Genomic DNA, 25,330 nt, shown 5'->3' on the forward strand with positions numbered 1-25,330 from the left:
TCCTTCAGGAAAATGTGGAGTCCGTGTCATCCACCCGCAGGATCGCGGCCACCGGGCCGCCGCCCGCGGGCCCCTGGTGCTCGGCGCCGCCCGACACGTACAGCGCCGGATGGCCGGCCACCGAGGCCAGCACACCGCCCACCACGGCACGCGCATGGCGCGTCGAGTGAATGTCGGAGTCGTTGAGCATGGTGTGGCGCGTGTCGCGCACGCGGCCGTCGGGGCTGGCCTCGGCCTTCGCGAGCAGGTTCACGAGCCGCGCCGACAAGGCCTGCGCATCGCGCTCCGGGTCGAGCCCGAAGGCATCGCGCAGCAAGGCGCGCACGCTCGCGGCGTCGATCGCATCGCGCATCACCGCATGGGCGATGCGGAACGCCGACGCGCTGCCTTGCGCCTCGCCGAGCACGATGACGACGTTGTCTTCCAGCTCGATGCCGGCCGAGGCCGATGCGCGCGCGGAGAACAGCCGCCAATCGCTCATCACGCTGGCATCGCAGACCTCTTCGCGCGCGACTTCGCCAAGCGCGACCGCCACACCGAGCGCCGATGCGCCGCGCGAATAGCCCATCGACTCATAGCTGTCGTGGGTCACGGGTGCGGCGCCGCGTGCCAGCGCGGCGGAGACCTTGGCCGCGGTAAGCAACGGGCACTTGACCTGCACGAAGTGCACGTCGTCCGCGCTCTCGATGCCCGCATCGCGCATGGCCTCGGTCACGGCTTCGGCCGTGGCGTCGACCTGTGCGGTGCGGCCCAATTCCTCCGGCAGGAAGGCGCGCGTGTGCGCGACGCCGACCACGAGGCGCTTGCCCAGGCCAGCCGGCGCTTCGGCCACCCAGCGCCGCGTGAACACCGTGAAGTGCGGCGACAGCACGCCCTCGGTGCCGCCCGACATCACCAGCGCCACGCGGGCATGCACCGCGTCGGGCGTGCAACCCAGCGCGGGCGCCAGCAGATGGCACCAGGCACTGGATGCGTACTCGCGCGTGAAGTCGTTGACGCAGCCGTTGCCTTCGGTCTTTCCCATCACGGCCACGATGTCGGCCGCGACGATCTCGCCCGCATCGATCAGCGCCCTGGCGCCGCTCAGGTCGCCCGGCCCGCTGCACGGAATGCGCCATACCTGCACCTGCTGCACGCGGCCCGCGTTCATGCGGCGCTCCAATCCACCGCACCCACCGGCACGGCCGTCGCAGGCACGCCGGCCGGCGTCTGCAGGATCGCGCTGCTGTAGTGCTCGGTGTTGCGCGGCTTCGGAGTGGGCATCTTCTGCACACCCTTCACCGTGCGCCCCCAGCCGACCGCATCGCTCACCAGCTTGCCTTCGCGCATCACGAAGCGCCCGCGCAGCAGCGTGTGCAGCGGATAGCCCTTCACCGCGCGGCCGTTCCACGGCGATATCTTGCTGATGCTCTGCAGCCGGTTCTGCGACAGCGTGCCGGCGCGCTGCATGTCGACGATCGCGATGTCGGCGTGCGCACCCGGCGCGATCACGCCCTTGGTGCCATACAGGCCCCAGGCCCTGGCCGGGTTTACCGCGCTCCAGCGCACGTAGTCCATCAGCGTGGCGCGCTCGCGGTTCACCTCGGTCAGCATCAGCGGCATCTGCGTCTCCACGCCTGGAAAACCGCAGTCGCAGTCCCAGATGCTCTCGCGGGTCTTCTCTTCGGGGGTGTGCGGCGCGTGGTCGGTAGCGATCATGTCGAGCGTGCCGTCGAGCAGCGCGTCCCACAGCGGCTGGTTGTGGCGCGCCTCGCGGATCGGCGGGTTGAGCCGCATCACGCCGCCGAGCTTCAGCATGTGGCTGGTGTTCAGCAGCAGGTACTGCGGGCAGCTCTCGGCCGTCACGTCGACGCCGCGGCGCTTGGCTTCGCGCAGCAGGAAGAGCGAATCGGCCGCGCTGTGGTGCGCGATGTGCACGCGCGCGCCGGTCCACTCGGCCAAGGTGAGCACGCGGCCAATGGCTTCGATCTCGGCCACCGCCGGGCGCGCGGCCAGGTGCGCCATCGCGTCGATGCGGCCGGCGGCCTTCATCTTCTGCTGGCGGCGCTGCAGGATTGACGAGTTCTCCGCATGCACCACGGTGCGGATACCCAACGGGGCGAGCTTCTCGAAACCCTCGAGCAACGCACCATCGGTGGGCGCGGGCAGGTTGCCGAAGGTGTTGCCGACAAAGGCCTTGAAGCTGGTGACGCCGGCGTCGAGAAGTTCTTCGAGCCGCTCGACCGTATCGTCGCCCAACAGGCCGTGGATGCCGAAGTCGCAATACGACGACTCGGCTGCCTTCTGCTTCAGGCGCAGGGCCTCGACGGTGCCCGTCGCCGGATTGGTGTTGGGCATCTCGAACACGGTGGTCACGCCGCCCATCGCGGCGGCGGCCGAGCCGGTCTTCCAGGTTTCCTTGTTCGGGTAGCCCGGGTCGCGGAAATGCACGTGGCTGTCGATGGCGCCCGGCAGCAGGAACAGCCCGTCGGCGCGCATCTCCTCGCACGCCGGCGGCATGGTGTCGTCATGGCCGACGGCCACGATGTGCTCGCCTGCGATGGCCACGCTGGCTTCGATGATCTGGTCTGCGGACACGACGCGCGCGCCGCGAATGACGAGGTCGACTTCTTTCATGCCGGTCTCCTCAGAGCATGGCCCAGCCGCCGTCGACGGGCAGGTCGACGCCGGTGATCTGTCGGGACACATCGCTCGCCATGAAGAGGCAGGCGTTGGCAACGTCGGCATCGGTGGAGACACGGCGCAGCGCATAGTCGGCCGCGTGCCGCGTCATCGCTTCTTCCAGCGTGATGCCGAGCTTGTCGGCCATGTTGGCGCACACCTTCTCGCGAAAGCGCGGCCCGTCGACCATGCCGGGCGCCACGCAATTCACGTTGATGCCGTACGGGCCGGCCTCCAGCGCAAAGCTCTTGGTGATGCCGCGCAGGCCCCACTTCGAGGCCGAGTAGGCCAGGCGGCCGGCGCGTCCGCGCATGCCGAAGGTGCCGCCGACGTTCACCACCTTGCCGCTCCTGCGCTCGATCATCGAGGGCAGCACGGCGCGCATTGTGTTGAAGCAGCCTGTCATGTTGAGCTGCACGATCTCGTCGAATTCCTCGCTCGTGGTTTCCCAGCCGGTCTTGCCGATCGGGCCCGAGCCGCCAGCCACGTTGACCAGCACGTCGATGCGGCCGAAGGCCTCCAGCGCATGCGCGGCCAGTGCCTCGGTCTGCACGCCCACGGTCAAGTCGCAGGGCACGACGACCGCATCGACGCCGAGCGCGCGCGCCTCTTCGGCCACAGGCTCGATGGCGCCGATGTCGCGCCCGGCCAGCACCAGCTTCGCGCCTTCCCGTGCAAAGGCCAGCGTCACGGCGCGCCCCATGCCCTTGGCCGGGCCGGTGATGAGCGCCACCTTGTCTCTCAGTTGCAGTTCCATGTCGTTTCTCGCTTTCAGTTCAAAGTCTTGGAGGGGCGCTCGGCGCGCGCGGGCAGGAAGCTGCGGTCGAACACTTCGGCAGGCGCCGGTGTGCGCGGCAGCTGGTTGGCGTCCACCACGATGTCGATGGATTTCTTCAATCGCGCGTCGTCCACGTCGCCCAGGCCGATGCGGGCCACCTCCGGGTGGCTCATGTCGTTGCGCAGCGTGGCGAGCAGCTTTTCCTTCTCGACCTCGCGCTTGAGCAGCGGCTCGCGCTTCATGACGTAGTCAATGCCCATGTCCGGGTCGGCAATGACTTCCTTCACCGCGCGGTTCAGCGCCTTCACGAAGCCTTGCACCGCCTTGGGGTTGTCCCGGGCGAAGACGCGCGAGAAGAACACGGCGTTCGAATACAGGTCCATGCCGTGGTCGCCGTAGCGGATGAAGCGCAGGTCCTTCGCCGGATCGAGCCCCATCGCCTTCGCGCTGAAGCTCACGGTGGTGACGTAGCCGAAGGCGGCGTCGATCTGCCCGCGCGTGAGCATCTGCTCGCGCAGGTTGGGCGCCATGTTGGTGATGCTTACCTTCGACGCATCGACCTTCGCGATCCTGGCGAAGGCCGGGAACAGCTTCAGCGCGCCGTCGTTGGCGGGGCCGCCGATGGTCTTGCCTTCGAGGTCCTTGGGCGTCTTGATGGGGCTGCCCTCCTTCACCACCAGCGTGAAGGGCGGCGTGTTGTAGAGCATGTAGACCGCCACCGGCGCATCGGCCGGGCGTTTCGATGCCAGGTCGACCAGTGCGTTGAGATCGCCGAAGCCGGCCTGGTAGGCGCCCGCCGCCACCTTCGGGATCGAGGCCGCGGAGCCCTCGCCCTGGTCGATCTCGACGTCGAGGCCCTCGGCCTTGAAGTAGCCCTTGTCCTGGGCGACGAAGAACCAGGCTTGCGGGCCTTCGTACTTCCAGTTGAGCACGAGCTTGACGGGCACCTGCGCGGCGGCGGAAACGGCCGCCAGGGCCAGGCCGGCGGCAGCGCCCAGCGAAGCGAGCGAACGCACGAGGCGCGAGTTGGCGAAGAAGGACAGCGGCATGCGGAGGACTCCTAGCGTTTCTTGGAGAGTGAGGAAATCGAAGCGAGCAGCGACTCGGCGGTTGCAACGAAACCGTGCAGCTGCTGCACGATGAAATGAATGCCGCGCGTCACGTAGGCCGGCGACGGGGTGCCGCACGCGTCCTTCAGCAACACGCAGTCGTAGCCGAAGAAGTTCGCGTCCTGCAGCGTCGAGAACACGCAGCGGTCGGTGTTGATGCCCGCGAACAGCAGCGTCGTGATGCCCTGCTGGCGCAGGACGCTGTCGAGCTCGTTGTCCCAGAAGCCGCTGAGGCGGTGCTTGTGCACCGTGATGTCGCCGGGCGCTACAGCCAGCTCGTCGATCACCTGCGCACCCCACTCGCCCTGCACGAGCGACGGGCCGTGGTCGATGGGCGAATGCTCCGCATAGCCCACGCCGTCTGCGCTGCGCTTGCCCTTGAATTGCACCGTGGGCGACAGGTTGAGGCGGTCCGCGCGAATACCCCAGTTGAGCCACACCACGCCGCCGCCAGCCGCGCGCCATGCCGGCAGGAGCCGCGCGATGGTCGGAATGGGCTTGCGCGCCGCGCGAATGCCGATGCCCTTCTGCGCGAACCAGCCCTCGGGATGGCAGAAGTCGTTCTGCATGTCGACCACGACGAGCGCGCTGCGCGCCAGGTCGAACTCGATCGGCTGCGGCTCGGCGGGCATCTGCACGGGCCGTGGCCGCTTCGGGGAGCGCACGAGGCTGACCCGGCCGCCGGCGAGTGTCCAGGCGTTGTGGGGCGCCGGACCGAAACGGACGGGCGGTTGCGCCGCATTGGTGCGCGAGGGTACAGATCGGCGTGTCATGCGAGATCGGCACGCAGTCGCCGTGCCAGAAGGTGCTCCGAATCCATACCGATTCACGTACTGCCCGTTGCCGTTGCGGCAACGGTAAAAGCGGCACTCCTGGCGCGCTTCGTGCAATCGCCACGGGCATGAACCACCTTCGCTTCCTGCGCTATGCAGACGAGGTCGCCCGGGCCGGCTCGATCCGCCAGGCGGCCGAGCGGCTCCATGTCGCGCCCTCCGCCGTCAACCGCCGCATCCAGGACCTGGAGGACGAACTGGGCACACCGCTCTTCGAGCGTTTGCCGCGCGGCATGCGCCTGACCGCCGCGGGCGAACTGTTCGTGCGCTACATCCGCGGCCGCTCTTCGGAGCTGGAGCGGGTGCGCTCCGAAATAGAAGACCTGCAGGGCCTGCGCCGAGGCGCCGTCCGGCTGGTCGCCAGCCAGGCGCTCGCGCCGCGCTTCCTGCCGGCGGCCGTGAATGACTTCGCTGCGGAGCACCCGCTGGTGGCTTTCGATGCGCGCATCGGCGACCACGTGCAGGCCGCCGACGCGCTGCGCAGCTTCGAGAGCGACCTCGCGCTGGTGTTCAACCTGGCGCCGGAGTCCGACATCGAGCGCGTGTGCGCGGTCGAGCAGAAGCTCATGGCCATCATGCACAAGCGCCATCCGCTGGCGAAGTCCAAGACCCTGCGCCTGAGCGATTGCGCCGACTACCCTGTGGTGCTGCCGAACCGCGACACCGGCGGACGCCAGATGCTGGAGCGCTTTCTCGCCCGCAGCTCCACGCGGATAAGGGCCATGGTGGAGAGCAACAGCTTCGAGTTCCTGCGCGGCTGCCTCTACGACGGGCGCTCGATCTCGTTCCAGATGGCCATCGGCGCCGCGGCCGAAGCCCCCGACATCGTGGCGCGGGACATCGAGGACCGCGGCTTTCCGCGTGGCGAACTGGTACTGGCCAGCCTGCGCGGCCGGCAGTTGCCGGTGATCGCCTATGCCTTCGCGGAGTTCCTGCGCAAGCGGCTCACCGGGGCGCAGGCCGCGGACGCCCGCTAGCGCGACAGCGCAGGCAACGCCTTCCCCAGCGTACCCACGAAGGCTTGCATTGCCTCGGTCTCGTGCGCGCCGCGCTTGGTGATGCGGAAGAAGTCGAGCCCCACCTTCGGCTTGGTCAGCACGTCAGTGCGCACGCGGTGCCGGCGGCAAGCGGCCAGCGCAAAGGTCGGCATCACGGCAGTGCCAAAGCCGGCCTCCACCATCGAGATCAGCGTGCCGAAGAAGTTGAACGCGGGCCGCTGCGCGTCGGCACGGCCGATGGTGGCCAGATGCTGGTCGATCACCTTCTGGATCGGGTTGCCGGGCGGCAGGCCGAGGAGTTCGGCGCTGCGCAATACGGACCATGGCGCGGTGCCGATGGCAGGCGGCTCTTCGCCATCACCATCGCAAGGCGCCACCCGCATCAGGTGAAAGCGCCCTACCGGCGTGCGCTCCAGCCCCGCCGCGGCCTTGAAGAAAAAGCCCAGGCCCACATCGGCATCGCCGGCCGCCACCATCGCCTCCACGTCGCGCAGGTCGGCGTCGAACAGGCGCAGGCTCACCTGCGGATGCGCGGCGCGGAAGGTGGTGAACACCCGCGGCAGCAGGTGCGAGGACACCAGCGGCGTGGCCGCAATGCGCAGCGTCTGGCGCGCGGCGTCGCCCTCGGCACCCAGCTCGGCCGCCACGTCGTCGAGGTCGGTCACCAGTCGTTCAACCACTGGCAGCAGGCGCCGCCCTGCCGGCGTGAGGCTCACCACGCGCGTGGTGCGGTCGAACAGCCGGCAGCCCAGCTGCTTTTCCATCTCGCGGATCAGGATGCTGAGCCCCGCCTGCGTGATGTGCGCCTGCTCGGCCGCGCGCGTGAAGTTGCCCATGCGCGCGACCTGCAGGAATGCGCGCATCTGGCGGGTCGAGAGGTTCATAAGGATTCATGATAAATCCATATCACATCTAAATTTCCCAAATGACCAGCTTGCGTTCCTAATGCGGCCCGAGACAAAACCGAACGCAACGACCGACCATCCATGAGCAACGAAGTCATCATCCTGGGCGCCGGCATCGGCGGCCTGACCCTGGCGCTGAGCCTGCACCAGGCCGGCATTCCCTGCCGCGTTTACGAGGCCGTGCCCGAGCTGAAGCCGCTGGGCGTAGGCATCAACCTGCTGCCGCACGCGGTGCGCGAACTCACCGAACTAGGGCTGCTGGACGCCCTCGACAAGGTGGGCGTGCGCACGCAGGAGGCCGTGTTCTTCACCGAGCACGGCCAGCTGATCTTCCGCGAGGCTGCAGGCCAGCACGCGGGCTACGACTGGCCCCAGTTCTCCATTCACCGCGGCGACCTGCAGGCGGTGCTGTACGAAGAGACGCTGAAGCGCCTCGGCCCCGACAGCGTGGTGTGCAACCGCCGCTGCACGGGCGTGACACAGGACGCCGGGGGCGTCACCGTGCACTTTGCCGATGCGCCTTCGGTGCGCGGCGCAATCGCGGTCGGCTGCGACGGCATCCACTCGGCGCTGCGCAAGCAGCTGTACCCGGATGAAGGCGCACCGCGCTATTCGGGCGTGAACATGTGGCGCGGCACCGCGCGCTGGAAGCCCTTTCTCTCGGGCGGCAGCATGGTGCGCGCGGGCTGGCTCGCGGTCGGCAAGATGGTGATCTACCCGATCCGCAACGACATCGACGCCGACGGCAATCAGCTCGTGAACTGGGTCGCCGAGATCCACGCGCCACAGCCCGCCCTGCGCGACTGGAGCCGCGCGGGCCGGCTCGAAGACTTCCTGCCTGCGTTTGCCGACTGGCACTTCGACTGGCTCGACGTGCCCGCGCTGATCCTCGCGTCGGACACCATCCTCGAGTACCCGATGGTCGACCAGGACCCGCTGCCGCGCTGGACGCACGGCCGCCTCACGCTGCTGGGCGACGCGGCGCATCCCATGGTGCCGCGCGGCTCCAATGGCGCCGGGCAGGCGATCATCGATGCGCGCTTCCTGGCCGGTGCGCTGAAGGACCTGGGCGTAGGCACCGCCGCGCTGGAGGACTACGACCGCGTGCGCGTCAAGGCCACCACGAACGTGGTGCTGACCAACCGCAGCAACCCGCCCGACGCGATCCTGCGCGAAGTGTTCGAGCGCTCGGGCGGCAAGCGCTTCCAGAACATCGAAGACGTCGTGCCCGTCGCCGAGCTGCAGGCCATCTCGGACAACTACAAGCGCGTGGCCGGCTACGACCCGGTGGCGCTGAAGGCGCGCGCCTCCTACCTTTGAGCATCACTGAAAAGAACACGGAGACACGACTATGCGTTCGCTGATCGAGAAAACCAAGAAGACCCTCGCCGCCCTGCTTCTCGCGACGGGCGCCACCGCTGCCTGTGCCTGGCCCGACCAGCCGATCACGCTGGTGGTGCCCTACACGCCCGGCACCGGCATCGACCTGGTGGCGCGCCAGCTCTCGGCCCGCCTGCCCGCCCTGCTGGGCCAGCCGGTGATCGTGGAGAACGTGGCCGGCGCCAGCGGCAACATCGGCAGCGAACGCGTGGCGCGCGCCAAGCCTGACGGCTACACGCTGATGGTGCAGGTCAACACGCTGGTCATGAACCGCAGCCTCTACCGCTCGCTGAGCTACGACCCGGTGGCCGACTTCGCGCCTGTGTCGCTCACCTCATGGGGCACGCTGCTGCTGGTGACGAACCCGAACGTGCAGAAGGCGACGACGGTGTCGCAGATGGTGAGCGCTGCCAAGGCGGCCCCCGGCAAGCTGACGTATGCAACGCCGGGCGTCGGCACGCCGCATCACCTGTCGATGGCGCTGTTCATGCAGGGCACGGGCACCGAGATGCTGCATGTGCCGTACAAGGGCACGGCCGGCGCGGTGACCGACCTGCTGGGCGGGCGCATCGACTACATGTTCCTGCCGGTGCACGTGGCGCTGCAGCACATCCAGGTGGGCAAGCTCAAGGCCATTGCCACCGGCAGCGGCAAGCGCCTGCCGCAACTGCCCGACGTGCCGACGCTGGCCGAGGCCGGCGTGACCGCCGACAACGTGGACATGTGGTACGGCGTGCTCGCGCCCAAGGGCACGCCGCCTGACGTGGTGGCGCGACTCAACAAGGAGATCGCGGCAGTGCTGAAGCAGCCCGAGGTAGCGAAGTCGTTCGAGTCGCAGGGCATGGTGCCGGCAAGCTCGACGCCGGCCGAATTCGGCACGCTGATGAAGAAGGATGCGGACCGCTGGGCCGCAGTCGTCAAGCGCGGCAACATCACCGCTGACTGAGGCAGCAGCAGGCTAGTTCAGCGCGGCGCCGAGGCCTTCCCCGCGTGCCGCGCCAGATGCACCTGATGCAGCGTGATCTTGCGCACCTCGGCCTGGCTGGTCTCGATGTGCGCGCGCAGCAGCATCGCGGCCTGGTCGCCGCGATTGGCTCGCACGGCCTTCAGGATCTTCGCGTGCTCGTCGTAGGTGGCGTCGATGCGCGGCTGCTTGGTGAAGTCGAGTCGGCGGATGATGCGAATGCGGTCGGTCACGTCGCCGTGCACGCGCGCCATCTCGGCGTTGCCGGCGGCCGCCACGAGCGAACAATGAAAGGCCTCGTCCCACTGCGCCACCTGCGCCATGTCGCTGCTGCGCTGCGCCGCGGGCACCAGCCAGATGCCGGCCAGCGTGTCGAGCAGGCCGCGATCGATGTGGCGGTCGGTCTCGCACAGCCGGTGCACGGCGGTGGTCTCCAGCACCATGCGCAGGTCGTAGAGCTGCTCGAACTGGTCGAAGTCGAAGGGCAGCACGCGCCAGCCGCTGCGGAACAGCACTTCGACGAAGCCTTCCTGCTGCAGCCGGAACAGCGCCTGCCGCACCGGCGTGCGCGACACGCCGAGCCGGTCGCTGATCTCGCTCTCGGTAAAGCGGTCTCCGGGCACGAGGATGAAGTCGGCCACGTCGCGCTTGAGCTGCGCGTAGACCTCGTCGGCCCGCGTGCGGAAAACGGCCGTATCGGTGGCAGTAACGGGAGATTCGGGGCGGGTTCGAACGGTAGACACGTGTGGAATGGTAGTCGCTGGCGTCGGCGTCAAGAAGAAGGGCTGCTGTTCAACGCCTCGAGCAGTGCGGCGCTCGGCGCGGTCCAGCCAACGATGGCACCCTGTGCACGGACCATGTCGAGCGTCGCCGCCTTGAATGCCGGGAAATAGCTTTCGGTGCAGTCCTCGAGCAGCAGGCTGTCGTAGCCGCGGTCGTTGGCTTCGCGCATGCTGGTCTGCACGCAGACCTCGGTCGTGACGCCGCCGAACAGCAGGTGGGTGATGCCCCGCTGCTGCAGCAGTTCGTGCAGGCCGGTGGCATAGAACGCGCCTTTGCCGGGCTTGTCGATGACGATCTCGCCGTCGATGGGGGCGAGCGCTTCGATGATCTGGTTGCCAGGCTCGCCAGCCACAAGGATGCGGCCCATGGGGCCTTCGTCGCCGATGCGCAGCGTGGGGTTGCCGCGGTTGCGCTTGGCTGGAGGACAGTCGGAAAGGTCGGCGGCGTGCGCTTCCCTTGTGTGCACTACGAGGCCGCCGGCTTGTCTCCACGCCCGCAGTGCTTCTTTCGTTGCAGGGACGATGGCTTCGAGCAGCGAGACATCGTTGCCCAAAGTTTCGCCGAAGCCACCGGGCTCGATGAAGTCGCGCTGCATGTCGATGAGGACCAGCGCGGTCTTTGCTACGTCGAACTCGTAGGGGAAGGGATTGGCTTCGTTTATGCGCATGCTCGTTCTCGCTGATTCCGTTGGCGGGGGTGCGGCGATGGGCGGTATGCCTCCGACCGGCCGACGTCACCGGCCCTTCGGGCTTCCCTGCGCTGCTCACGACAGGCGGGGTCTCGCCCAAACTCGCTTCGCTCAAACAAGGGCGAGCCCTGATCCGCCTGTCGCTGCGCTGCTCGGCGGTGCCTCAACGGCCGACCGGAGGCATACCGCCCATCGCCGTGGATGCACCGCTGCATCTCGAAAGAAAACAGAGCACTCATGCCGCCGCCTTCAACGGCTCGTGATGACCGCCGCCCATGTGGGCTCCGATCACATGCCGCTCGGCTCCGGCAGCCGGAGTCTCGAACACGATCTGGCCTTCGCTCATCACGACGATGCGGTCTGCCAGTTCGAGCAGTTCGTCCAGGTCTTCGCTGATCAGCAGCACCGCCCCGCCCTTCTCGCGCACCTGCACGATGCGTGAGTGGATTTCGGCGACGGCCGCGAAGTCCAAGCCGAACACCGGGTTCGCGGCGATCAGCACGTTGATGTCGCCGGCCAGCTCCCGTGCCAGCACCGCGCGCTGTACGTTCCCGCCGGAGAGGCTGCGGATCGGCGCGCCTTCGCCCTGCGTCTTCACGCCGTACTCCGCGATCCATTCGCGCGCCCTGCTGCGCCAATACGGAAAGCTCAGCACACCGCCACGCGACAAAGGCGGTTGATCGAAATCACGCAGCGCCATGTTTTCCGCGACGCTGAGGTCGCCGACACAGGCGTTGCGCAGCGGCTCTTCGGGAAGGCTGCGGACCTTGAGCTTGCGGTTCTCGGCGCGGTGCGCACCGTAGGGCTGCCCCATCACCGTGACCTTGCCTGCAAGGCGCGGACGCTGACCGACGAGCGCCTCGACCAGTTCGCGCTGCCCGTTGCCAGAGACACCGGCCACGCCGAGGATTTCTCCTGCGCGCACGGACAGGCTCAGGTCATGCAGCGCGAGCGTGCCGCGATCGCCTTGCGCCTTGAGTCCTTCGACCCTCAATGCAACTGGCGCATTGGCAAGCACGGGCTTCCTGGCGACAGGCGTCGATGTCGTTGCCTGCTCGCCGCCCATCACGGCCTGCGCCAGTTGCGCCGGGCTGGTGTCCACAACTCGGCAGTGATGCACCGCCTTGCCCCTCCGCAGCACCGTCACGCTGTCGGCATACGCCATCACCTCGCGGAACTTGTGCGTGATGATGAGCACCGTGCACAGCCCGCTGCGCGCGAACTCGCGCACATGACCCAGCACCTCGTCGGCCTCCTGTGGCGTAAGCACCGAGGTGGGCTCGTCCAGGATCAGCAGGCGCGGCTTCAGGTACAGCTGCTTGAGCAGTTCGAGCTTCTGCTTCTCGCCGGCCGCGAGCTCCGAAGGGCGCACGTCCAGGTCGAGGCTGAACGGCGTGGTCGCAAGAAAGTCTTTCAGTTCCGCGCGCTTCGTCTTCCAGTCGATCAGCGCCGGCGTCTTGCCGCCTGCGAGCAGCAGGTTCTCCGCCACCGTCATGCCGGGCGCCAGCGTGAAATGCTGGTAGACCATACCGATGCCCAGCGCGCGCGCCACGATGGGGTTGGCGATGTCCTGCTCGCGCCCGTCGATCAGGATGCTGCCCTCCTCCGCACGCTGGAAGCCCGCCACGCACTTCACCAGCGTGCTCTTGCCCGCGCCGTTCTCGCCAAGCAGCGCATGCACGGTGCCGGGCTCGACGCGCATCGTCACGCGGTCCATGGCAGTGAAGGCGCCGAAGCGTTTGGTGAGCTCGTAGGTGTCGAGCGCGAGTGCGCCAGTGCCTGAGGGAAGGCCGCCGATGGCGTGGGGTGATGTGGCGCTCATGTTCGTTTGCCATCCCTTCGGTGCGTGTTCGGGGTGCCGCCTATCAACAACCGCTCTGACCGATCACGTCGATGGGGTGCCTTGCGCAGCGAAATAAAGGAGGAGGCCGAAGGCCGGGGGACATTCGCGGAGCAAGGTACCCCGTCGGCGTGATCGTGCCCCGAACAAAGCAGCGTCATACAACCGCCAGCAAGGCCTGCGAGGTGGCATGCGCCCCGAACACGCCGCCCTGCATGGTGATCATCTTCAGCGCAGCGAGATGGTTGCCGTAGTCCGTCGCAGCCGTGCAGTCCGACAACAACAGGCACTCGAAGCCCCGATCGTTCGCGTCGCGCATCGTGGTGTGCACACAAACATCGGTCGTAATGCCCGCAAGGATAATGTTCTCGATACCACGCGTACGCAGGATCAGTTCGAGGTCCGTCGCGTAGAACGACCCCTTGCCCGGCTTGTCGATCACGATCTCGCCCGGCAGCGGCGCAAGCTCGGGAATGATTTCCCAGCCCGGCTCGCCGCGCACCAGGATGCGCCCGCACGGCCCGTCGTCGCCGATGCCCACGCCATTCGCACCGATCTGCCGCGACCGCCATCGCTTGTTGGCCGGCAGGTCGCCGAGGTCGGGCCGATGCCCTTCGCGCGTGTGGATGATGTGATAGCCCAGCGGCCGCAGCACCGCCAGCGTACGCGCGATCGGCTTGATCGGCGCCTGCACCAGCGACAGGTCGTAGCCCATCACGTCGACGTACCCGCCCTTGCCGCAGAAGTCGGTCTGCATGTCGATGACGATGAGCGCGGTGTTGTCGGGCCGCAGCGCGCCGTTGTAGGGCCAGGCATAGGGCTCGGCGGCCACGTGGCGTTCGGTGGTGTTGGCGATGGTGGTGGTCATGGTCGTCATCCTGCGTAGTTGCGCTGCGGCGGCGCGAAGCCGCAACTCGTGCCGTCGGTCACCTTCACCTCGGCGCTCCACGGCAGCCTGTAGGTGCCGGCGGCCATGTCGTGCATGTAGGTGTAGGGGCAGTCCTGTGCGCCGCCCTTCACCGCGACATACCCTCGGTGATAGAGCTGGTAGATGTTGTTCTCCACGCCCCAGCTGGTGCGGGCCTCGCGCACGAGGTCGGGGCGCAGTTCGGCGGTGATGATCTCGTCCACGCGGCCGCCGCCCTCGACCAGCACCGTGCCGTCGAAGTTGCAGAACATGCCCTCGCCCATCGAGTCGAAGCTGCCATCGCTGCCGCACAGGCACACGCTCGCGGTGTAGGCGAGGTTGCAGAAAGCGTTGGACTGGTTGGTGATCTTCCACGCATGGCGGATGGGCGCGGTGTAGCCGGCCGTACGCAGGATGATGTCTGCGCCCTTGTATGCGGCCTCGCGCGCCATCTCGGGGAACATGCCGTCGTGGCAGATGATGAGCGACAGCTTGCTGCCGTTGGGTCCGTCGCACACCGGAATGCCCAGGTTGCCGGGCTCCCACGGCTCGACCGGCACCCACGGGTGCAGCTTGCGGTAGTAGAGCCTGATCTCGCCGTGGTCGTCGATGATCAGGCCACTGTTGTAGGGATTGCCGCCGGGGTTCGCTTCCATGATGGAGAAGCAGCCCCAGATGCGGTGTTCGATGCAGGCCTGTTTGAAGGCCGTTACCTCGGGGCCGTCGAGCGTGCACATGATCTCGGGGTTGGTGTCCATCGAGAGTCCGTGCAGCGCGTACTCCGGGAACACCACGAGGTCCATGGTCGACTGGTTGCGGCGGGCCTTGCCCACCATCTCGCAGATGCGCTGCGCCTGCGCGGCGAGGTCGGCCGGCGTCTTCACGCTCGGCAGCTGCAACTGCACCAGACCGACGACGACACCATGCGCCGATTTGTTGAGGCCTCCGAGACCGCTCATGACGTTCAACTCCTTGTCGACGAGAGTTCGCCGGGGCTGCCGACGGCCGCGCTACCCGGCTTGCAGGTGAACACCAGAATCACCAGCGTGAGCACATACGGCACGGTGTTGAAGAGGTGGTAGCCCCAGCCGATGCCGATGGATTGCAGAGCCGGGCCAATGGCGCCCGCGCCGCCGAAGAGCAGCGCCGCACCCACGCAGCGCAGCGGGCTCCAGCGCGCGAAGATCACGAGCGCCACCGCAATCAGGCCCTGGCCGCTGGAGATGCCTTCGTTCCAGCTGCCCGGGTAGAACAGCGTGAGCGACGCACCGCCGAGCCCGGCGATGAAGCCGCCCGCCGTGGTCGCCGCGATGCGCAGGCCCGAGACCGAGTAGCCGAGCGCGCGCGTGGCCTGCGCCGAGTCACCGGCCATGCGCACCAGCAGCCCGGCACGCGTGCGCGCGAAGCCCCACCACAGCAGCACTGCGAGCGCGACGCCAATGGGCACCAGCGCATTGAGCTGCAGCGCCGAGCGCACGACAGTGTTGTCGCTCCAGAAGCCCAGCGGGATCGCGGGAATCTGCGGCGCCTGCGGCTGGATGAGCGGCTTGCCCAGATAGAACGCGAGCCCCGTGCCGAGCAGCATCAGAGCGATGCCGGTCGCCACGTCGTTCACGCGGTCGAGCGAGCACAGCAGGCCGTGCAGCAGCGCGAGCGCCGCACCGGCCACCGCGCCGATCAGCACGCCGAGCCATGCGGAGTCGGTGAGGTAGGCACCGCCGAAGGCCGCCATGGCCGACAGCACCAGCACGCCTTCGAGCCCGAGGTTGATGCGCCCCGATTTCTCGGTGAGGCATTCGCCCAGGCTCACGAAAAGGAATGGAGCACCGACGCGCAGCGCGCCGCCGACGATGCCGGCAACCAGCGCGATCCATTGGTCGGCCGTCATGTGTAGCTCCTTGCCTCGGGCAGCATGCGGTCGCCGAACTTCTTCCAGTTGACCGTGCGCAGGCCCTCGCTCGCGAGGATCAGCACGAAGGCGATACCCTGCAGCACCAGCACCGACGCATCGGGCAGGCCGAGTCGCCGCTGCAGCAAGCTGCCCGCCGCGCCGAAGCCGCCGAACAGGATCGCCACCGGCACGATGGCCACCGGGTTGTGCCGCGCGATGAAGGACACGAGGATGCCCGCGTAGCCATACCCCGCGATCAGCGAGGCGTTGGCATTGGTGTGCACCGCCGCCACCTCGACCGCACCCGCCAGCCCCGCGCACGCGCCGCCGAGGCCGCAGGCCGAAAGAATGAGCCGCGTGGCCGGCAGCCCCACAAGCTGCGCAGTGCGCGGATTGCCACCGACCACGCGCACCGAGAAGCCCGAAGCCGTGGCGCGCAGCCACCAGCCGAGCCCCAGGCAGGCCACGACACCGATCACCAGGCCCCAGTGCACGTCGGAACCACCGATGCCGCCTATCAGCATCCCGTCGTTCAATGCATAGGTCGAAGGCTTGTTCAGGCTCGCCGGGTCGCGCAGCGGCCCTTCGACCAGGTGCTTGAAGATGCCGATGGCGATGTAGGCCAGCAGCAGGCTGCTGATGGTTTCGTTGATGCCGCGAAACTGCCGCAGCCAGCCCGCGAGAACGATCCACACCGCACCAGCGATGGCGCCTGCGATGCACACGATCACCGTGCCGATGACATTGCCGGGTAGCGGCACCGCATGCGCCAGCGCTGCGCAGGCCAGCCCACCCAACACCAGCGCGCCCTCGCCACCGATGATGATGAGCCCCGCGCGCGCGGGCAGCGCCACGCACAGCGCGGTGAGCATCAGCGGCGCAGCGCGCTGCAGCGTGTTCTGCCACGAGAACCAGTCGCCGAACGCGCCCTTGAACAGCGTGGCCCAGACCTCCACCGGATCGACGCCCGCGAAGGCCACCAGCAGGCCGAACACCAGCAGTGCCGCCGCAATGGCGAACACCGGCAGTGCGAATTCCTTGAGCGCGTGGCGCATGGCGATGCTTGTTGCCGCGCGGCTCAGACCTGGCCGACGACGCCTTCGACGAGGTAGTTCATCTTCTCGAGTTCCAGGTCGGTCTGCTTGAGCACCTTGCCGGCCGGCACCACGACCGCACCCTTGTTGTCCTTGATGCCGTCCTTGAAGATGTCGAAAGTGCCCGCGATCATCTTCGCCTTGATGTCGTCGGCCTGCTTCTTCGCGGCGTCCGGCACCATGGGACCGTAGGCCGACATCTTCACGTAGCCCTCCTTCAAACCGCCGCGCAGGAAGTTGGGATGCGGCTTGCCGGTTTGCGCGGCTTCGATGGCGGTCTTGTAGGCAGTGAGCCAGTTCCACTCGGCGCCGGTGAGGTATGCATTGGGTGCCAGCTTGGCCTGGCTCGCGTGGTAGCCGCAGACCATCTTGCCGCGCTTGGCTGCCGTCTCGACCACCACCTTGGGGCCGTCGACGTGCATGGTGAACACATCGCAGCCCTGGTCGGCCAGGCTGTTGGTGGCTTCGGCTTCTTTCACCGCCATCGACCAGTCGCCCGTGAAGATCACGCTGCAGGTGATGTTCGGCTTGACCGAGCGCGCGCCGAGCGTGAAGGCGTTGATGTTGCGCAGCACCTGCGGAATGGGCTTGGCGGCGACGAAGGCGATCTTGTTGCTCTTCGTCATGTGCGCGGCAATCACGCCGTTCAGGAACTGGCACTCATCGATGTAGCCGAAGAAGCTGCCGACGTTCTTCGGGTGCTTGCCTTCAGTCCAGAGGCCGCCGCAGTGCGAGAAGCGCACGTCGGGGTTCTTGGGCGCGACCGCGAGGATGTGCGGATCGAAGTAGCCGAACGAAGTGGGAAACAGCAGCTTGGCGCCGTCCTGCGAAATCATGCCGGCCATGGTCTTCTGCACGGCGGCGGTCTCGGGTACGTTCTCTTCCTCGACCACCTTGATGCCGGGCAGCTTCTTGATCTCGGCGGCAGCCATGGCGTGCGCCTGGTTGTAGCCGTAGTCGTCGCGTGCGCCGACGTAGATCACGCCCACGGTGAGCGGCTTGGGCTTGGCCTGTGCGCTGGCAAGGGCGCTCCAGCTTCCGAGGCTGCCTGCCGCGCCAAGTGCGGCCAGGGTCTTGAGGGAATCGCGGCGATTGAATTGGCTGGTCATGACGTACTCCGGTCTTGGATTTGAGGTGGGTGCAAAGAATGTGCCCGCGGGTCAGCCGAGCAGGCTCACGTGGGCGGCGACTACGCGCCAGCCATCGGCCGTGCGCAACCAGGTCTGGCTCTGGCGGCCGGTCTGGCGGCTGCCTTCGCGGCGGAACTCGACGTTGGCGGTCGCGAAGTCGCGGCCGTAGGTGGTGATGACGGTGCGCAGCAGTTCGCGCGGCGGGCTCTGCTGGGGCAGCGATGCGCGGAATGCGCTGATGTCGGCGTGGCCGTAGTGGTTTTCGGAGAAGCCGTAGCGCAGCGTGTGCGGGCTGTTCCAGAAGAGCTCGTCGAGCACCGCGCGGTCGTTGCCGACCAGTGCCGCCTCGTAGCGCGCGAACACAGCGCTCACTTCAGCGAGCACATCGGGGATATTGATCTCGGGAGTCACCGGCGAACCTCCCGCTGGAAGATGTCGAGGCTGAGCTTCTTCATGGCGACGAAGCTCTCGGTGCTCAGCGTCTCGACGGTGCGCGGGCGTGCGTCGCCATAGCGCAGTATCTCGGCGACCTTGGTGGGCCGCTTGGTCAGCAGCAGCACTTCGTCGGCGAGGTACACCGCCTCTTCGAGGTCGTGCGACACCAGCAGCATGGTGGTGCCGGTCTGCATGAACACCTCCTGCAGCTTCTCGCGGATGAACAGCGTCATCTCGAAGTCGAGCGCCGAGAAGGGCTCGTCGAGAAACAGCACCTCGGGGTTGGGCGCGAGCGCACGCATGATCGACGCGGTCTGCTGCTGGCCGCCCGAGAGTTCGTACGGAAAGCGCTTCAGGTCGAACTTCACGTCGAAGGACGCCACCAGCTCTTCCATGCGGCGGTCGACCTCGGCCTTGCTGCGCCCTTCGAGCTTCAGCGGGTAGGCGATGTTGTCGATGGTGCGCATCCACGGGAACATCGCCTCGCGGTAGTTCTGGAACACGTAGCCGATCTTGGTGTCCTTGCGCTGCTTGCCGTCGAACAGGATCTCGCCCGAATCGATGGGAATGAGCCCCGCGATCATGTTGATGAGCGTGGACTTGCCGCAGCCGTTCGGCCCGAACACCGAGACGATGGCGTGCTTGGGAATGTCGAGGTCGAAGTTCTCGTACAGCGGCCAGCCCGCGAAATACTTGGTGAGGCCGCGGATGGTGATGTGCGTGCCTGCCGGGCCCGGCTTGAAGGCCGGCCTGGGCACGTCGGCGTACACCGGGCCGTTGAGGACGATGTCTTGCGTGACTTTCATCTTCCGCTCCAGTGCACGATGCGGCGTTCGGCAATGAGGAAGAGGATGTTCAGCGCATAGCCCAGCGCACCGGCCGCAAGAATCGCCGCGTACATGCTCTTCACGTTGAGCACCTGCTGCGCATCGATGATGCGGTGACCGAGCCCCGTGTCGGAGCCGATGAACATCTCGGCCACGATGACGATCACCAGCGCCATCGACACCGCCGAACGCAGGCCGACGAAGCTGGGCTGCAGGCTTTCCCAGATCAGCACGTCCTTGAAGACCTGCCAGCGCGAGGCGCCCATGACGCGCGCCGCCATCACGCGCTGCTTGCGTGCGTTGATGACGCCGTAGGCGCTGTTGAACACCACGATGAGCAGCGCGCCGAAGGCCGCGATGGCTACCTTGTTGACGTCGCTCACGCCGAAGATCAGCAGGAACAGCGGAATGAGCGCGGACGACGGCGTGGAGCGGAAGAAGTCGATCAGGAACTCCACGCTGCGGTACGCCTTCTCGTTGCTGCCGAGCAGCACTCCCAGCGGCACGCCGATGGCCGCCGCGATGACGAAGGCCTGCACGGTGCGCCACACGGTCATGGCGAAGTCGGTGAGCAGCGGGCCGCCGGCCAGGCCGGTGATGAGCGCGGCGATGGTGTCGGCGGGCGTGGGCAGCAATATCGGCTTGATGAAGCCGAGCCGCACCACCAGGTCCCACACGATGAACAGCACCACCGGGCCTATGAAGGGCAGCATGCGGTCGCGCAGCGGCGGCTTGGGCGCGGCAGTGGCCGTGCTGGCCGGCGGGGTCCACGGCGCGGCCGTGGTCGAGCTTGCTTCGGCCATGGTCGTCAGGCCTTGTAGAGGAGCGTGTCCACCACGACCTTCTTCTCGAAGATGCCCTTGTCGGTGAACAGGTCGTAGAACTTCTGGAAGTACGCGACGTCGCTGGGCTTGAACTCGTTGTAGAGCATGTACGACGCGAGCGGCACTTCGGCTGTGAGCTTGCCTTCGATGGCGGTGTAGCCCTTCATGAACTGGCGCGCCTCGTCGGGCTTGGTGCGCACCAGCTCCACGCCGCGCGCGTAGGCGGCGATGTACTTCTTGGCGATCTCTGGGTTCTTCTTGATGAACTCGGTGGTGAGGCTGGCCGCCCCGCCGTGCCAGGGCGCCATCGGGTCGCCGAGGATGTACTTGGCGACCACGCCGGCCTCGATGACGCGCGTGGTGCCGTTCATGCGGCCGACAGTGCCGGTGGGCTCCAGCGTGTAGCAGGCGTCGACCTGGCCCGCGACCAGTGCGGCCACGTGCTGGCCGATGGGCAGTTCGCTCACGGTCGCGCCCTTGGCGCCCGCGCGCTCCAGCATGGTCTTGCACAGCGTGACGTTCTGGATGCCGGGGCCCGAGGCGACCTTCTTGCCGGCCAGCTCGGCCATGGTCTTGATGGGACTGTCCTTGGCGACGATGAATTCGTCGAGCACGTATTTCGCGTTGCTCGGGTTGGTGCAGAAGATCTTGAAGAGGCCCGGCTGAGCGATCTCGCCGATGGCGAGGTTGGCCGAGCCGGTGCCGTTGGCGCTGCCGTCGCAGCGGCCGGCGAGCATGCCTTCCATCACCTGCTGCGCGCCGGCGAACTTGAGCGGCTCGACGTCGAGGCCGGCTTCCTTGAAGTAGCCCTTGTCGACCGCCGCGAAGAACGGCAGGCCGGCGGCCACGGGCCAGAAGCCGATGCGCAGCTTGGCGGCGCCCTGCGCACGCACGATGGCGGGCGCGGCCAGCACGGCCAGGCCCGCGGCGCCGGCCTGCAGCAGCTTTCGGCGACGCGATGCGGGAGGTTTGTCTTGGGTGCTCATCGGAACTCCTGATCAGTTGGAACTCGGGGTGGCGCGGCTCGCGACGTATGCGCGCCAGCCGCCATGGAGGGTCACGTCCTGCGCACCGGCCAGCGCGTGGCCCTCGCAGATGAAGCCTTTCACCCAGCTGCCGTCGGCCAGTTCGACGCTGCCGAGGCCCAGGGGCGGTGGAATGAGGGCGAGAAAGCTGCCGACCTGTGCCAGGGGCACGGCCCACACTTCGAGCGCGATGGCGGCACCTTCATTGCCCTCGACCACACGCTGCAGGCCGGGCTTGGGCGGCACGGTGCCCGGCAGCGCGTAGAGGCGGTAGAAGGGCGAGGTGGTGGTGGCGCGCAGCAGCGTCGCCCCACGCTCGGTGAGCTGGCTGTTGAGCGGCATGCCCGAGAGATGTGCACCTACCACGGCGATGGGCAGGGTGCCGGCGTCCGGCGCGGCGAGGCCGGGAATGGCACGCGGCTCGGGCAACGGCACGCCGGTCGCGCCTTGCGCGAGCCCGGTGGCGTGGTGGTAACGCTGGCCCAGGTCGGCCAGCGCGAGGTCGCTGCCGCAGGGGCCGATCAGCGTGATGCCGAAGGGCAGGCCGTCCGCGCGCAGGCTGCTGGGCACGGAGAGCGCGGCGTAGTCGAGCAGGTTGACGAAGTTGGTGTACGCGCCGAGGTTGCGGTTGAGCACCACCGGGTCGGCGCGCATCTGCTCGCGGGTGTAGTGCGTGGGCGCAGTGGGCACGAGCAGCACGTCGATGTCGCGCCACATCGGCTCGACCTGCTGCGCAATGGCGCGCAACCGCGTCTGGGCCTCGAACACGTCGGCGGCGCTGTAGTTGCGGCCACTCGCAAGGATGCCGCGCACGGGCTCGATCACGTCGTCGCCGTGCGCATCGAAGAACTCGCGCACCGCGGCGTAGCGTTCGGCGACCAGTGCGCTTTCATAGAGCAGCGCGGCGGCCTCGGCGAGCGGGGCGTAGGAAATGGTGACTGGTGAGCCGCCCATGGCCAGCAGGCGCGCGGTCGCGTCGTTGAACGCCCGTTCGGCGGCGGTGTCGCCGAAGAAGCTCAGCTTGTCGGGTACGCCGAAGCGAAAGTGCGCGGGCAGCGGCTTGCGGCTCAGGGTCAGGTCGCGCGAGTACGGGTCGCGCGCGTCGTGGCCGACTGCGGCGAGCAGCACGTCGACCGCGGTGGCGACGGTGCGCGCGAAGATCGAGACGCAGTCGGCGCTCTGCGCCGCGGGCACCACGCCGAAGGTGCTCAGCAGGCCGCGCGAAGGCTTGAGTCCGACGATGTTGTTGAGCCCGGCCGGCACGCGACCCGAGCCGGCGGTGTCGGTGCCCAGCGCGAAGTCGACCTCGCCGGCCGCCACCACATAGGCCGAGCCCGAACTGGAGCCGCCCGAGACATAGCGCGCGTCGAAGGCGTTGGGTACCTCGCCGTATGGCGAGCGCGTGCCGTTCAGGCCGCAGGCGAACTGGTCGAGGTTGGTCTTGCCAGCCAGGGATGCACCGGCTTCGAGCAGGCGCTGCACCACGGCTGCGTGGACCGTGGGGAGGCGGTCGAAGGCCGGGCAGGCGGCCGTGGTGGGCGCGCCGGCGACGTCGATGTTGTCCTTGACCGCGAAACTCAGTCCGGCGAGCGGCAGGGCAAAGCCCAGGGCCTTGCCAGCCGCTGCGTCCGCCACGGGGGCCGCGAATTTCGCGATCCAGGCGGCGGCGGGCGATCCGCTTTCTCCGTTTTCTTCATGCACCATCATTAGGCATCCAAACATGTGTACAAGTTGAGATGCAAGCGGCGTGCCAGCGGAAACGCGGTGTGGCGCGGATCGGAAACGTGTCGGGATTGGCTCCCCCTCCCCTCGGGGAGAGGGTTGGGGTGAGGGCAGGTGCAGACGATGAGGCGCGGCTCTTATCCAGAGACCGCCGCCCTCTCCCCAAGGGGAAAGAGCGTCATGCAGGTCAGCTCTTCTTCGCGTCGCGGTAGAGCTGCTCGACCTTCGGCAGGTTCGCTTCAAGCTTCGTGATGCGATCCGGCCCACTCGGGTGCGTCGAGAGAAAGTTCAGGCTGCCCTGGTTCTTCGACGCCGCGGCCATCTTCTTCCACAGCGACACCGAAGCCTTCGGGTCATAGCCCGCGCGCGCCGCGAGTTCGAGCCCCACGAGATCGGCCTCGGTCTCGTCGCTGCGGCTGAACTTGAGCGTGAGGAGTTGCGTGCCGGCGCGCGCCGCCAGGTCGCCCACCTGGCCCCAGCCGAGCAGTTGCGCACCGATGGAGAGCGCCGCGCCCGTGCCCGCGCTCTTGGCCATGCGGGCGCGCGCATGCTCGCGCAGCGCGTGGGCCATTTCGTGGCCCATGACCATCGCGACCTCGTCGTCAGTGAGCTTGAGCTGTTCGAGGATGCCGGTGAAGAAGGCGATCTTGCCGCCGGGCATGCAGAAGGCGTTGATCTGCTTGCTGCCGATCAGGTTGACCTCCCATTTCCAGTCGCGGGCGCGCGAGTTCCACGGCGTGGCGAAAGGAATGAGGCGCTTGGCGATGGCGCGCAGGCGCTGCAGTTGCGGGTTGCTGTCGCCCGCGAGCGCATTCTTGGCGCGCGCCTGTTCGAGCAACTGGCCGTATTGCTACACGCCGGCAGCCTCGATCCTGTCGGCCGGTACGAGGTTGCGCGCCACCGAGGCGTTGCCGACATCGACCTGCGCCAGCGCCGGCGCACCGAGGGCCGCGCCGGCGGCGGCCAGGAGAAAGGCCCGCCGGGGATTCCACCCAGAAGCGGCAGAAATGGCGGAAACAGGGCGATCGCAGCGTGTGCACATAGGAGGCGGATCATAGGAACAAATGAAGACAAAGGCCCTGGCCGATGTCCCCCTCCGCTCATGGACAATCCGGGGTTCATGTCCGCCTCGCCCGCAGAAACCCCCACCACCCCCTCACCGCCCTGGCGCGACGCGCTGAAGGTCTACCTGGAACCCGCCACCCTGCGCATGCTGGCGCTGGGTTTCTCCGCCGGGCTCCCACTGCTGCTGGTGCTCGGCACGCTGAGCTTCCGACTGCGCGAAGCGGGCATCGACCGCACCACCATCGGCTACCTGAGCTGGGTCGGCCTGGCCTACGGCTTCAAATGGGTCTGGGCGCCGCTGGTCGACCGGCTACCCCTGCCGCCGCTGACCACGCTGCTGGGACGCCGACGCGGCTGGCTGCTGCTGGCGCAGTGCGTGGTGATCGCCGGGCTGATCGGCATGGCGTTGAACGACCCCCGGCTGGGCCTCACGCCGCTGATCTGGTGCGCGCTGCTGGTGGCCTTCGGCTCGGCCACCCAAGACATCGCCCTCGACGCCTTCCGCATCGAATCGGCCGAAACGCGCAAGCAGGCCGCGCTGGCGGCCGCCTACCAGACCGGCTACCGGCTCGCGATGATCTGGGCTGGCGCGGGCGTGCTGTGGGTCGCGGCCTGGGCCGAGGTGGCACCGGCGGCCGCGGTCACGGGCGCGGCGGCCTACCAGAACGGGGCGTGGAAGACGGCTTACCTGGTGATGGCGGCCTCGATGGCGGTGGGCGTGATCACGGTGCTGCTGTCGCCCGAACCGGTGCCGCGCGTGCTGCCCAAGGCGAAGAATGCCGCCGAATGGCTGCAGAGCGTGCTGGTAGAGCCCTTCGCCGACTTCATCCGCCGCTACAAGTGGCAGGCGGTGCTGATCCTCTCGCTGATCGCCATCTACCGCATCAGCGACGTGGTGATGGGCATCATGGCCAACCCCTTCTACGTGGACATGGGCTTCACCAAGGACGAGGTGGCCTCGGTCAGCAAGATCTACGGCGTGATCATGACGCTGGTGGGTGCCTTCGTCGGCGGCGTGCTGTCGATGCGCCTGGGCGTGATGCGGGTGCTGATGCTGGGCGCGGTGCTCAGCGCGGCCAGCAACCTGCTGTTTGCCTGGCTGGCCTCGCGCGGGCACGACCTGACGGCGCTGATCGCCGTGGTCTCGGCCGACAACCTGGCCGGCGGCATCGCTTCGGCGGCCTTCATCGCCTACCTGTCGAGCCTCACGAACATCAGCTATTCGGCCACGCAGTACGCCCTGTTCAGCTCGCTGATGCTGCTGCTGCCGAAGTTCATCGCCGGCTATTCGGGCGTCTTCGTCGACGCCTACGGCTACAGCACCTTCTTCGTCGCCACCGCGCTCTTGGGCGTGCCGGTGCTGGTGCTGGTGGCGCTGGCCTCGCGGATGACGGCCATCACAAGGCCCGCCGACCGTCAATAGGGCCTGGGCCCTATAGGAAACAGCCGACGCTGCGCGCGCCGCGCAACT

General features: G+C 67.7%; 23 protein-coding genes and 1 pseudogene. 4 read left to right on the forward strand and 20 right to left on the reverse strand.

All coding sequences use genetic code 11. The annotated features are described in order from the left end of the window. Nucleotides 1-4: 4 nt before the first annotated feature. The 5 genes from BLW48_RS13950 to BLW48_RS13970 are packed head-to-tail and all read right to left on the reverse strand — an operon-like array spanning nucleotide 5 to nucleotide 5,321. Nucleotides 5-1,150: a cyanuric acid amidohydrolase gene (locus BLW48_RS13950; protein ID WP_093175683.1), complete on the reverse strand. Its 1,146-nt coding sequence runs from the start codon at nucleotides 1,148-1,150 to the stop codon at nucleotides 5-7. After that, complete coding sequence (locus BLW48_RS13955; RefSeq protein WP_093175513.1) at nucleotides 1,147-2,616, reverse strand: dihydroorotase; 1,470 nt, start codon at nucleotides 2,614-2,616, stop codon at nucleotides 1,147-1,149. Before BLW48_RS13955 ends, BLW48_RS13950 begins: the two co-directional genes overlap by 4 nt. A 10-nt stretch (nucleotides 2,617-2,626) precedes the next feature. Further along, nucleotides 2,627-3,418 (reverse strand): SDR family NAD(P)-dependent oxidoreductase, encoded by a 792-nt coding sequence (locus BLW48_RS13960; RefSeq protein ID WP_093175515.1) that lies wholly within the window; start codon nucleotides 3,416-3,418, stop codon nucleotides 2,627-2,629. Nucleotides 3,419-3,432: 14 nt separating this feature from the next. Beyond that, nucleotides 3,433-4,488, reverse strand: a complete 1,056-nt coding sequence (locus BLW48_RS13965; protein ID WP_093053504.1) for an ABC transporter substrate-binding protein — start codon at nucleotides 4,486-4,488, stop codon at nucleotides 3,433-3,435. A gap of 11 nt (nucleotides 4,489-4,499) precedes the next feature. Further along, the gene (locus tag BLW48_RS13970) at nucleotides 4,500-5,321 is read right to left on the reverse strand and encodes a cysteine hydrolase family protein (RefSeq protein ID WP_093175518.1); all 822 of its coding nucleotides are present in this window, start codon (nucleotides 5,319-5,321) and stop codon (nucleotides 4,500-4,502) included. A gap of 128 nt (nucleotides 5,322-5,449) precedes the next feature. Between BLW48_RS13970 and BLW48_RS13975 the strand changes: the two genes are divergently transcribed. Further along, the gene (locus BLW48_RS13975; RefSeq protein ID WP_093175520.1) at nucleotides 5,450-6,358 is read left to right on the forward strand and encodes a LysR family transcriptional regulator; all 909 of its coding nucleotides are present in this window, start codon (nucleotides 5,450-5,452) and stop codon (nucleotides 6,356-6,358) included. On the opposite strand, the gene BLW48_RS13980 is transcribed toward BLW48_RS13975, so the two are convergent. Next, nucleotides 6,355-7,263, reverse strand: coding sequence for a LysR family transcriptional regulator (locus BLW48_RS13980; protein WP_093175523.1), 909 nt, complete (start codon nucleotides 7,261-7,263; stop codon nucleotides 6,355-6,357). The two genes, BLW48_RS13975 and BLW48_RS13980, sit on opposite strands and share 4 nt — an antisense overlap. A gap of 102 nt (nucleotides 7,264-7,365) precedes the next feature. Here BLW48_RS13980 and BLW48_RS13985 point away from each other — a divergent pair, with 102 nt between their 5' ends. Then, the gene (locus BLW48_RS13985; RefSeq protein WP_093175525.1) at nucleotides 7,366-8,604 is read left to right on the forward strand and encodes a flavin-dependent oxidoreductase; all 1,239 of its coding nucleotides are present in this window, start codon (nucleotides 7,366-7,368) and stop codon (nucleotides 8,602-8,604) included. Nucleotides 8,605-8,635: 31 nt separating this feature from the next. Next, nucleotides 8,636-9,610 carry a tripartite tricarboxylate transporter substrate binding protein gene (locus BLW48_RS13990; RefSeq protein ID WP_093175527.1) on the forward strand — a complete coding sequence of 325 codons (975 nt, stop codon included), beginning with the start codon at nucleotides 8,636-8,638 and terminating at the stop codon, nucleotides 9,608-9,610. 17 nt (nucleotides 9,611-9,627) lie between these two features. On the opposite strand, the gene BLW48_RS13995 is transcribed toward BLW48_RS13990, so the two are convergent. The 14 genes and pseudogenes from BLW48_RS13995 to BLW48_RS14060 all read right to left on the reverse strand — a co-directional run bounded on the left by BLW48_RS13995 (nucleotide 9,628) and on the right by BLW48_RS14060 (nucleotide 23,836). Beyond that, entirely contained in the window at nucleotides 9,628-10,371 is a 744-nt protein-coding gene (locus tag BLW48_RS13995; RefSeq protein ID WP_176928762.1) for a GntR family transcriptional regulator, read from the reverse strand. A gap of 29 nt (nucleotides 10,372-10,400) precedes the next feature. Next, nucleotides 10,401-11,078 carry a cysteine hydrolase family protein gene (locus BLW48_RS14000; protein WP_093175530.1) on the reverse strand — a complete coding sequence of 226 codons (678 nt, stop codon included), beginning with the start codon at nucleotides 11,076-11,078 and terminating at the stop codon, nucleotides 10,401-10,403. A 256-nt stretch (nucleotides 11,079-11,334) separates the two neighbouring features. Then, the gene (locus tag BLW48_RS14005; protein WP_093175532.1) at nucleotides 11,335-12,921 is read right to left on the reverse strand and encodes an ABC transporter ATP-binding protein; all 1,587 of its coding nucleotides are present in this window, start codon (nucleotides 12,919-12,921) and stop codon (nucleotides 11,335-11,337) included. Nucleotides 12,922-13,096: 175 nt separating this feature from the next. Continuing rightward, nucleotides 13,097-13,807, reverse strand: coding sequence for a biuret amidohydrolase (locus tag BLW48_RS14010; protein ID WP_093054229.1), 711 nt, complete (start codon nucleotides 13,805-13,807; stop codon nucleotides 13,097-13,099). A 5-nt stretch (nucleotides 13,808-13,812) separates the two neighbouring features. After that, nucleotides 13,813-14,805 (reverse strand): formamidase, encoded by a 993-nt coding sequence (locus BLW48_RS14015; RefSeq protein WP_093175535.1) that lies wholly within the window; start codon nucleotides 14,803-14,805, stop codon nucleotides 13,813-13,815. A 5-nt stretch (nucleotides 14,806-14,810) separates the two neighbouring features. Then, nucleotides 14,811-15,734, reverse strand: a complete 924-nt coding sequence (locus BLW48_RS14020; RefSeq protein WP_093053407.1) for an ABC transporter permease — start codon at nucleotides 15,732-15,734, stop codon at nucleotides 14,811-14,813. After that, complete coding sequence (locus BLW48_RS14025) at nucleotides 15,731-16,792, reverse strand: ABC transporter permease (RefSeq protein WP_093076739.1); 1,062 nt, start codon at nucleotides 16,790-16,792, stop codon at nucleotides 15,731-15,733. Before BLW48_RS14025 ends, BLW48_RS14020 begins: the two co-directional genes overlap by 4 nt. A gap of 23 nt (nucleotides 16,793-16,815) precedes the next feature. Further along, complete coding sequence (locus BLW48_RS14030; RefSeq protein WP_093076738.1) at nucleotides 16,816-17,940, reverse strand: BMP family ABC transporter substrate-binding protein; 1,125 nt, start codon at nucleotides 17,938-17,940, stop codon at nucleotides 16,816-16,818. A gap of 51 nt (nucleotides 17,941-17,991) precedes the next feature. Then, nucleotides 17,992-18,372 carry an oxalurate catabolism protein HpxZ gene (gene hpxZ, locus BLW48_RS14035; RefSeq protein ID WP_093175537.1) on the reverse strand — a complete coding sequence of 127 codons (381 nt, stop codon included), beginning with the start codon at nucleotides 18,370-18,372 and terminating at the stop codon, nucleotides 17,992-17,994. Beyond that, nucleotides 18,369-19,202: an ABC transporter ATP-binding protein gene (locus tag BLW48_RS14040; RefSeq protein ID WP_093175540.1), complete on the reverse strand. Its 834-nt coding sequence runs from the start codon at nucleotides 19,200-19,202 to the stop codon at nucleotides 18,369-18,371. The genes hpxZ and BLW48_RS14040 overlap by 4 nt, the downstream gene beginning before the upstream one ends. Continuing rightward, nucleotides 19,199-20,026 (reverse strand): ABC transporter permease, encoded by an 828-nt coding sequence (locus BLW48_RS14045; protein ID WP_093053393.1) that lies wholly within the window; start codon nucleotides 20,024-20,026, stop codon nucleotides 19,199-19,201. The genes BLW48_RS14040 and BLW48_RS14045 overlap by 4 nt, the downstream gene beginning before the upstream one ends. Nucleotides 20,027-20,031: 5 nt before the next feature. Further along, nucleotides 20,032-21,033 carry an ABC transporter substrate-binding protein gene (locus BLW48_RS14050; RefSeq protein ID WP_093053390.1) on the reverse strand — a complete coding sequence of 334 codons (1,002 nt, stop codon included), beginning with the start codon at nucleotides 21,031-21,033 and terminating at the stop codon, nucleotides 20,032-20,034. Between the two features lie 12 nt (nucleotides 21,034-21,045). Next, nucleotides 21,046-22,779 carry an allophanate hydrolase gene (gene atzF / locus BLW48_RS14055; protein WP_093175542.1) on the reverse strand — a complete coding sequence of 578 codons (1,734 nt, stop codon included), beginning with the start codon at nucleotides 22,777-22,779 and terminating at the stop codon, nucleotides 21,046-21,048. 202 nt (nucleotides 22,780-22,981) lie between these two features. Next, nucleotides 22,982-23,836 (reverse strand): annotated as a pseudogene (locus tag BLW48_RS14060) (M48 family metallopeptidase). 60 nt (nucleotides 23,837-23,896) lie between these two features. Between BLW48_RS14060 and BLW48_RS14065 the strand changes: the two are divergent. Continuing rightward, nucleotides 23,897-25,282 carry an AmpG family muropeptide MFS transporter gene (locus BLW48_RS14065; protein ID WP_093076729.1) on the forward strand — a complete coding sequence of 462 codons (1,386 nt, stop codon included), beginning with the start codon at nucleotides 23,897-23,899 and terminating at the stop codon, nucleotides 25,280-25,282. The last annotated feature ends 48 nt before the right edge of the window (nucleotides 25,283-25,330 follow it).

It is taken from the genome of Variovorax sp. YR266, from assembly GCF_900107295.1.
GTDB lineage: Bacteria > Pseudomonadota > Gammaproteobacteria > Burkholderiales > Burkholderiaceae_C > Variovorax.

Coding starts and splice junctions, on each gene's coding strand:
- BLW48_RS14050 (WP_093053390.1), bottom strand. CDS start 21,033: ATGAGCACCCAAGACAAACCTCCCGCATCGCGTCGCCGAAAGCTGCTG.
- BLW48_RS14040 (WP_093175540.1), bottom strand. CDS start 19,202: ATGAAAGTCACGCAAGACATCGTCCTCAACGGCCCGGTGTACGCCGAC.
- BLW48_RS14005 (WP_093175532.1), bottom strand. CDS start 12,921: ATGAGCGCCACATCACCCCACGCCATCGGCGGCCTTCCCTCAGGCACT.
- BLW48_RS14025 (WP_093076739.1), bottom strand. CDS start 16,792: ATGCGCCACGCGCTCAAGGAATTCGCACTGCCGGTGTTCGCCATTGCG.
- BLW48_RS14015 (WP_093175535.1), bottom strand. CDS start 14,805: ATGAGCGGTCTCGGAGGCCTCAACAAATCGGCGCATGGTGTCGTCGTC.
- BLW48_RS13985 (WP_093175525.1), top strand. CDS start 7,366: ATGAGCAACGAAGTCATCATCCTGGGCGCCGGCATCGGCGGCCTGACC.
- BLW48_RS14010 (WP_093054229.1), bottom strand. CDS start 13,807: ATGACCACCACCATCGCCAACACCACCGAACGCCACGTGGCCGCCGAG.
- BLW48_RS13950 (WP_093175683.1), bottom strand. CDS start 1,150: ATGAACGCGGGCCGCGTGCAGCAGGTGCAGGTATGGCGCATTCCGTGC.
- BLW48_RS13955 (WP_093175513.1), bottom strand. CDS start 2,616: ATGAAAGAAGTCGACCTCGTCATTCGCGGCGCGCGCGTCGTGTCCGCA.
- atzF (WP_093175542.1), bottom strand. CDS start 22,779: ATGATGGTGCATGAAGAAAACGGAGAAAGCGGATCGCCCGCCGCCGCC.
- BLW48_RS14030 (WP_093076738.1), bottom strand. CDS start 17,940: ATGACCAGCCAATTCAATCGCCGCGATTCCCTCAAGACCCTGGCCGCA.
- BLW48_RS13975 (WP_093175520.1), top strand. CDS start 5,450: ATGAACCACCTTCGCTTCCTGCGCTATGCAGACGAGGTCGCCCGGGCC.
- BLW48_RS13965 (WP_093053504.1), bottom strand. CDS start 4,488: ATGCCGCTGTCCTTCTTCGCCAACTCGCGCCTCGTGCGTTCGCTCGCT.
- BLW48_RS14000 (WP_093175530.1), bottom strand. CDS start 11,078: ATGCGCATAAACGAAGCCAATCCCTTCCCCTACGAGTTCGACGTAGCA.
- BLW48_RS14045 (WP_093053393.1), bottom strand. CDS start 20,026: ATGGCCGAAGCAAGCTCGACCACGGCCGCGCCGTGGACCCCGCCGGCC.
- BLW48_RS13980 (WP_093175523.1), bottom strand. CDS start 7,263: ATGAACCTCTCGACCCGCCAGATGCGCGCATTCCTGCAGGTCGCGCGC.
- BLW48_RS14065 (WP_093076729.1), top strand. CDS start 23,897: ATGGACAATCCGGGGTTCATGTCCGCCTCGCCCGCAGAAACCCCCACC.
- BLW48_RS13990 (WP_093175527.1), top strand. CDS start 8,636: ATGCGTTCGCTGATCGAGAAAACCAAGAAGACCCTCGCCGCCCTGCTT.
- BLW48_RS13960 (WP_093175515.1), bottom strand. CDS start 3,418: ATGGAACTGCAACTGAGAGACAAGGTGGCGCTCATCACCGGCCCGGCC.
- BLW48_RS13970 (WP_093175518.1), bottom strand. CDS start 5,321: ATGACACGCCGATCTGTACCCTCGCGCACCAATGCGGCGCAACCGCCC.
- BLW48_RS14020 (WP_093053407.1), bottom strand. CDS start 15,734: ATGACGGCCGACCAATGGATCGCGCTGGTTGCCGGCATCGTCGGCGGC.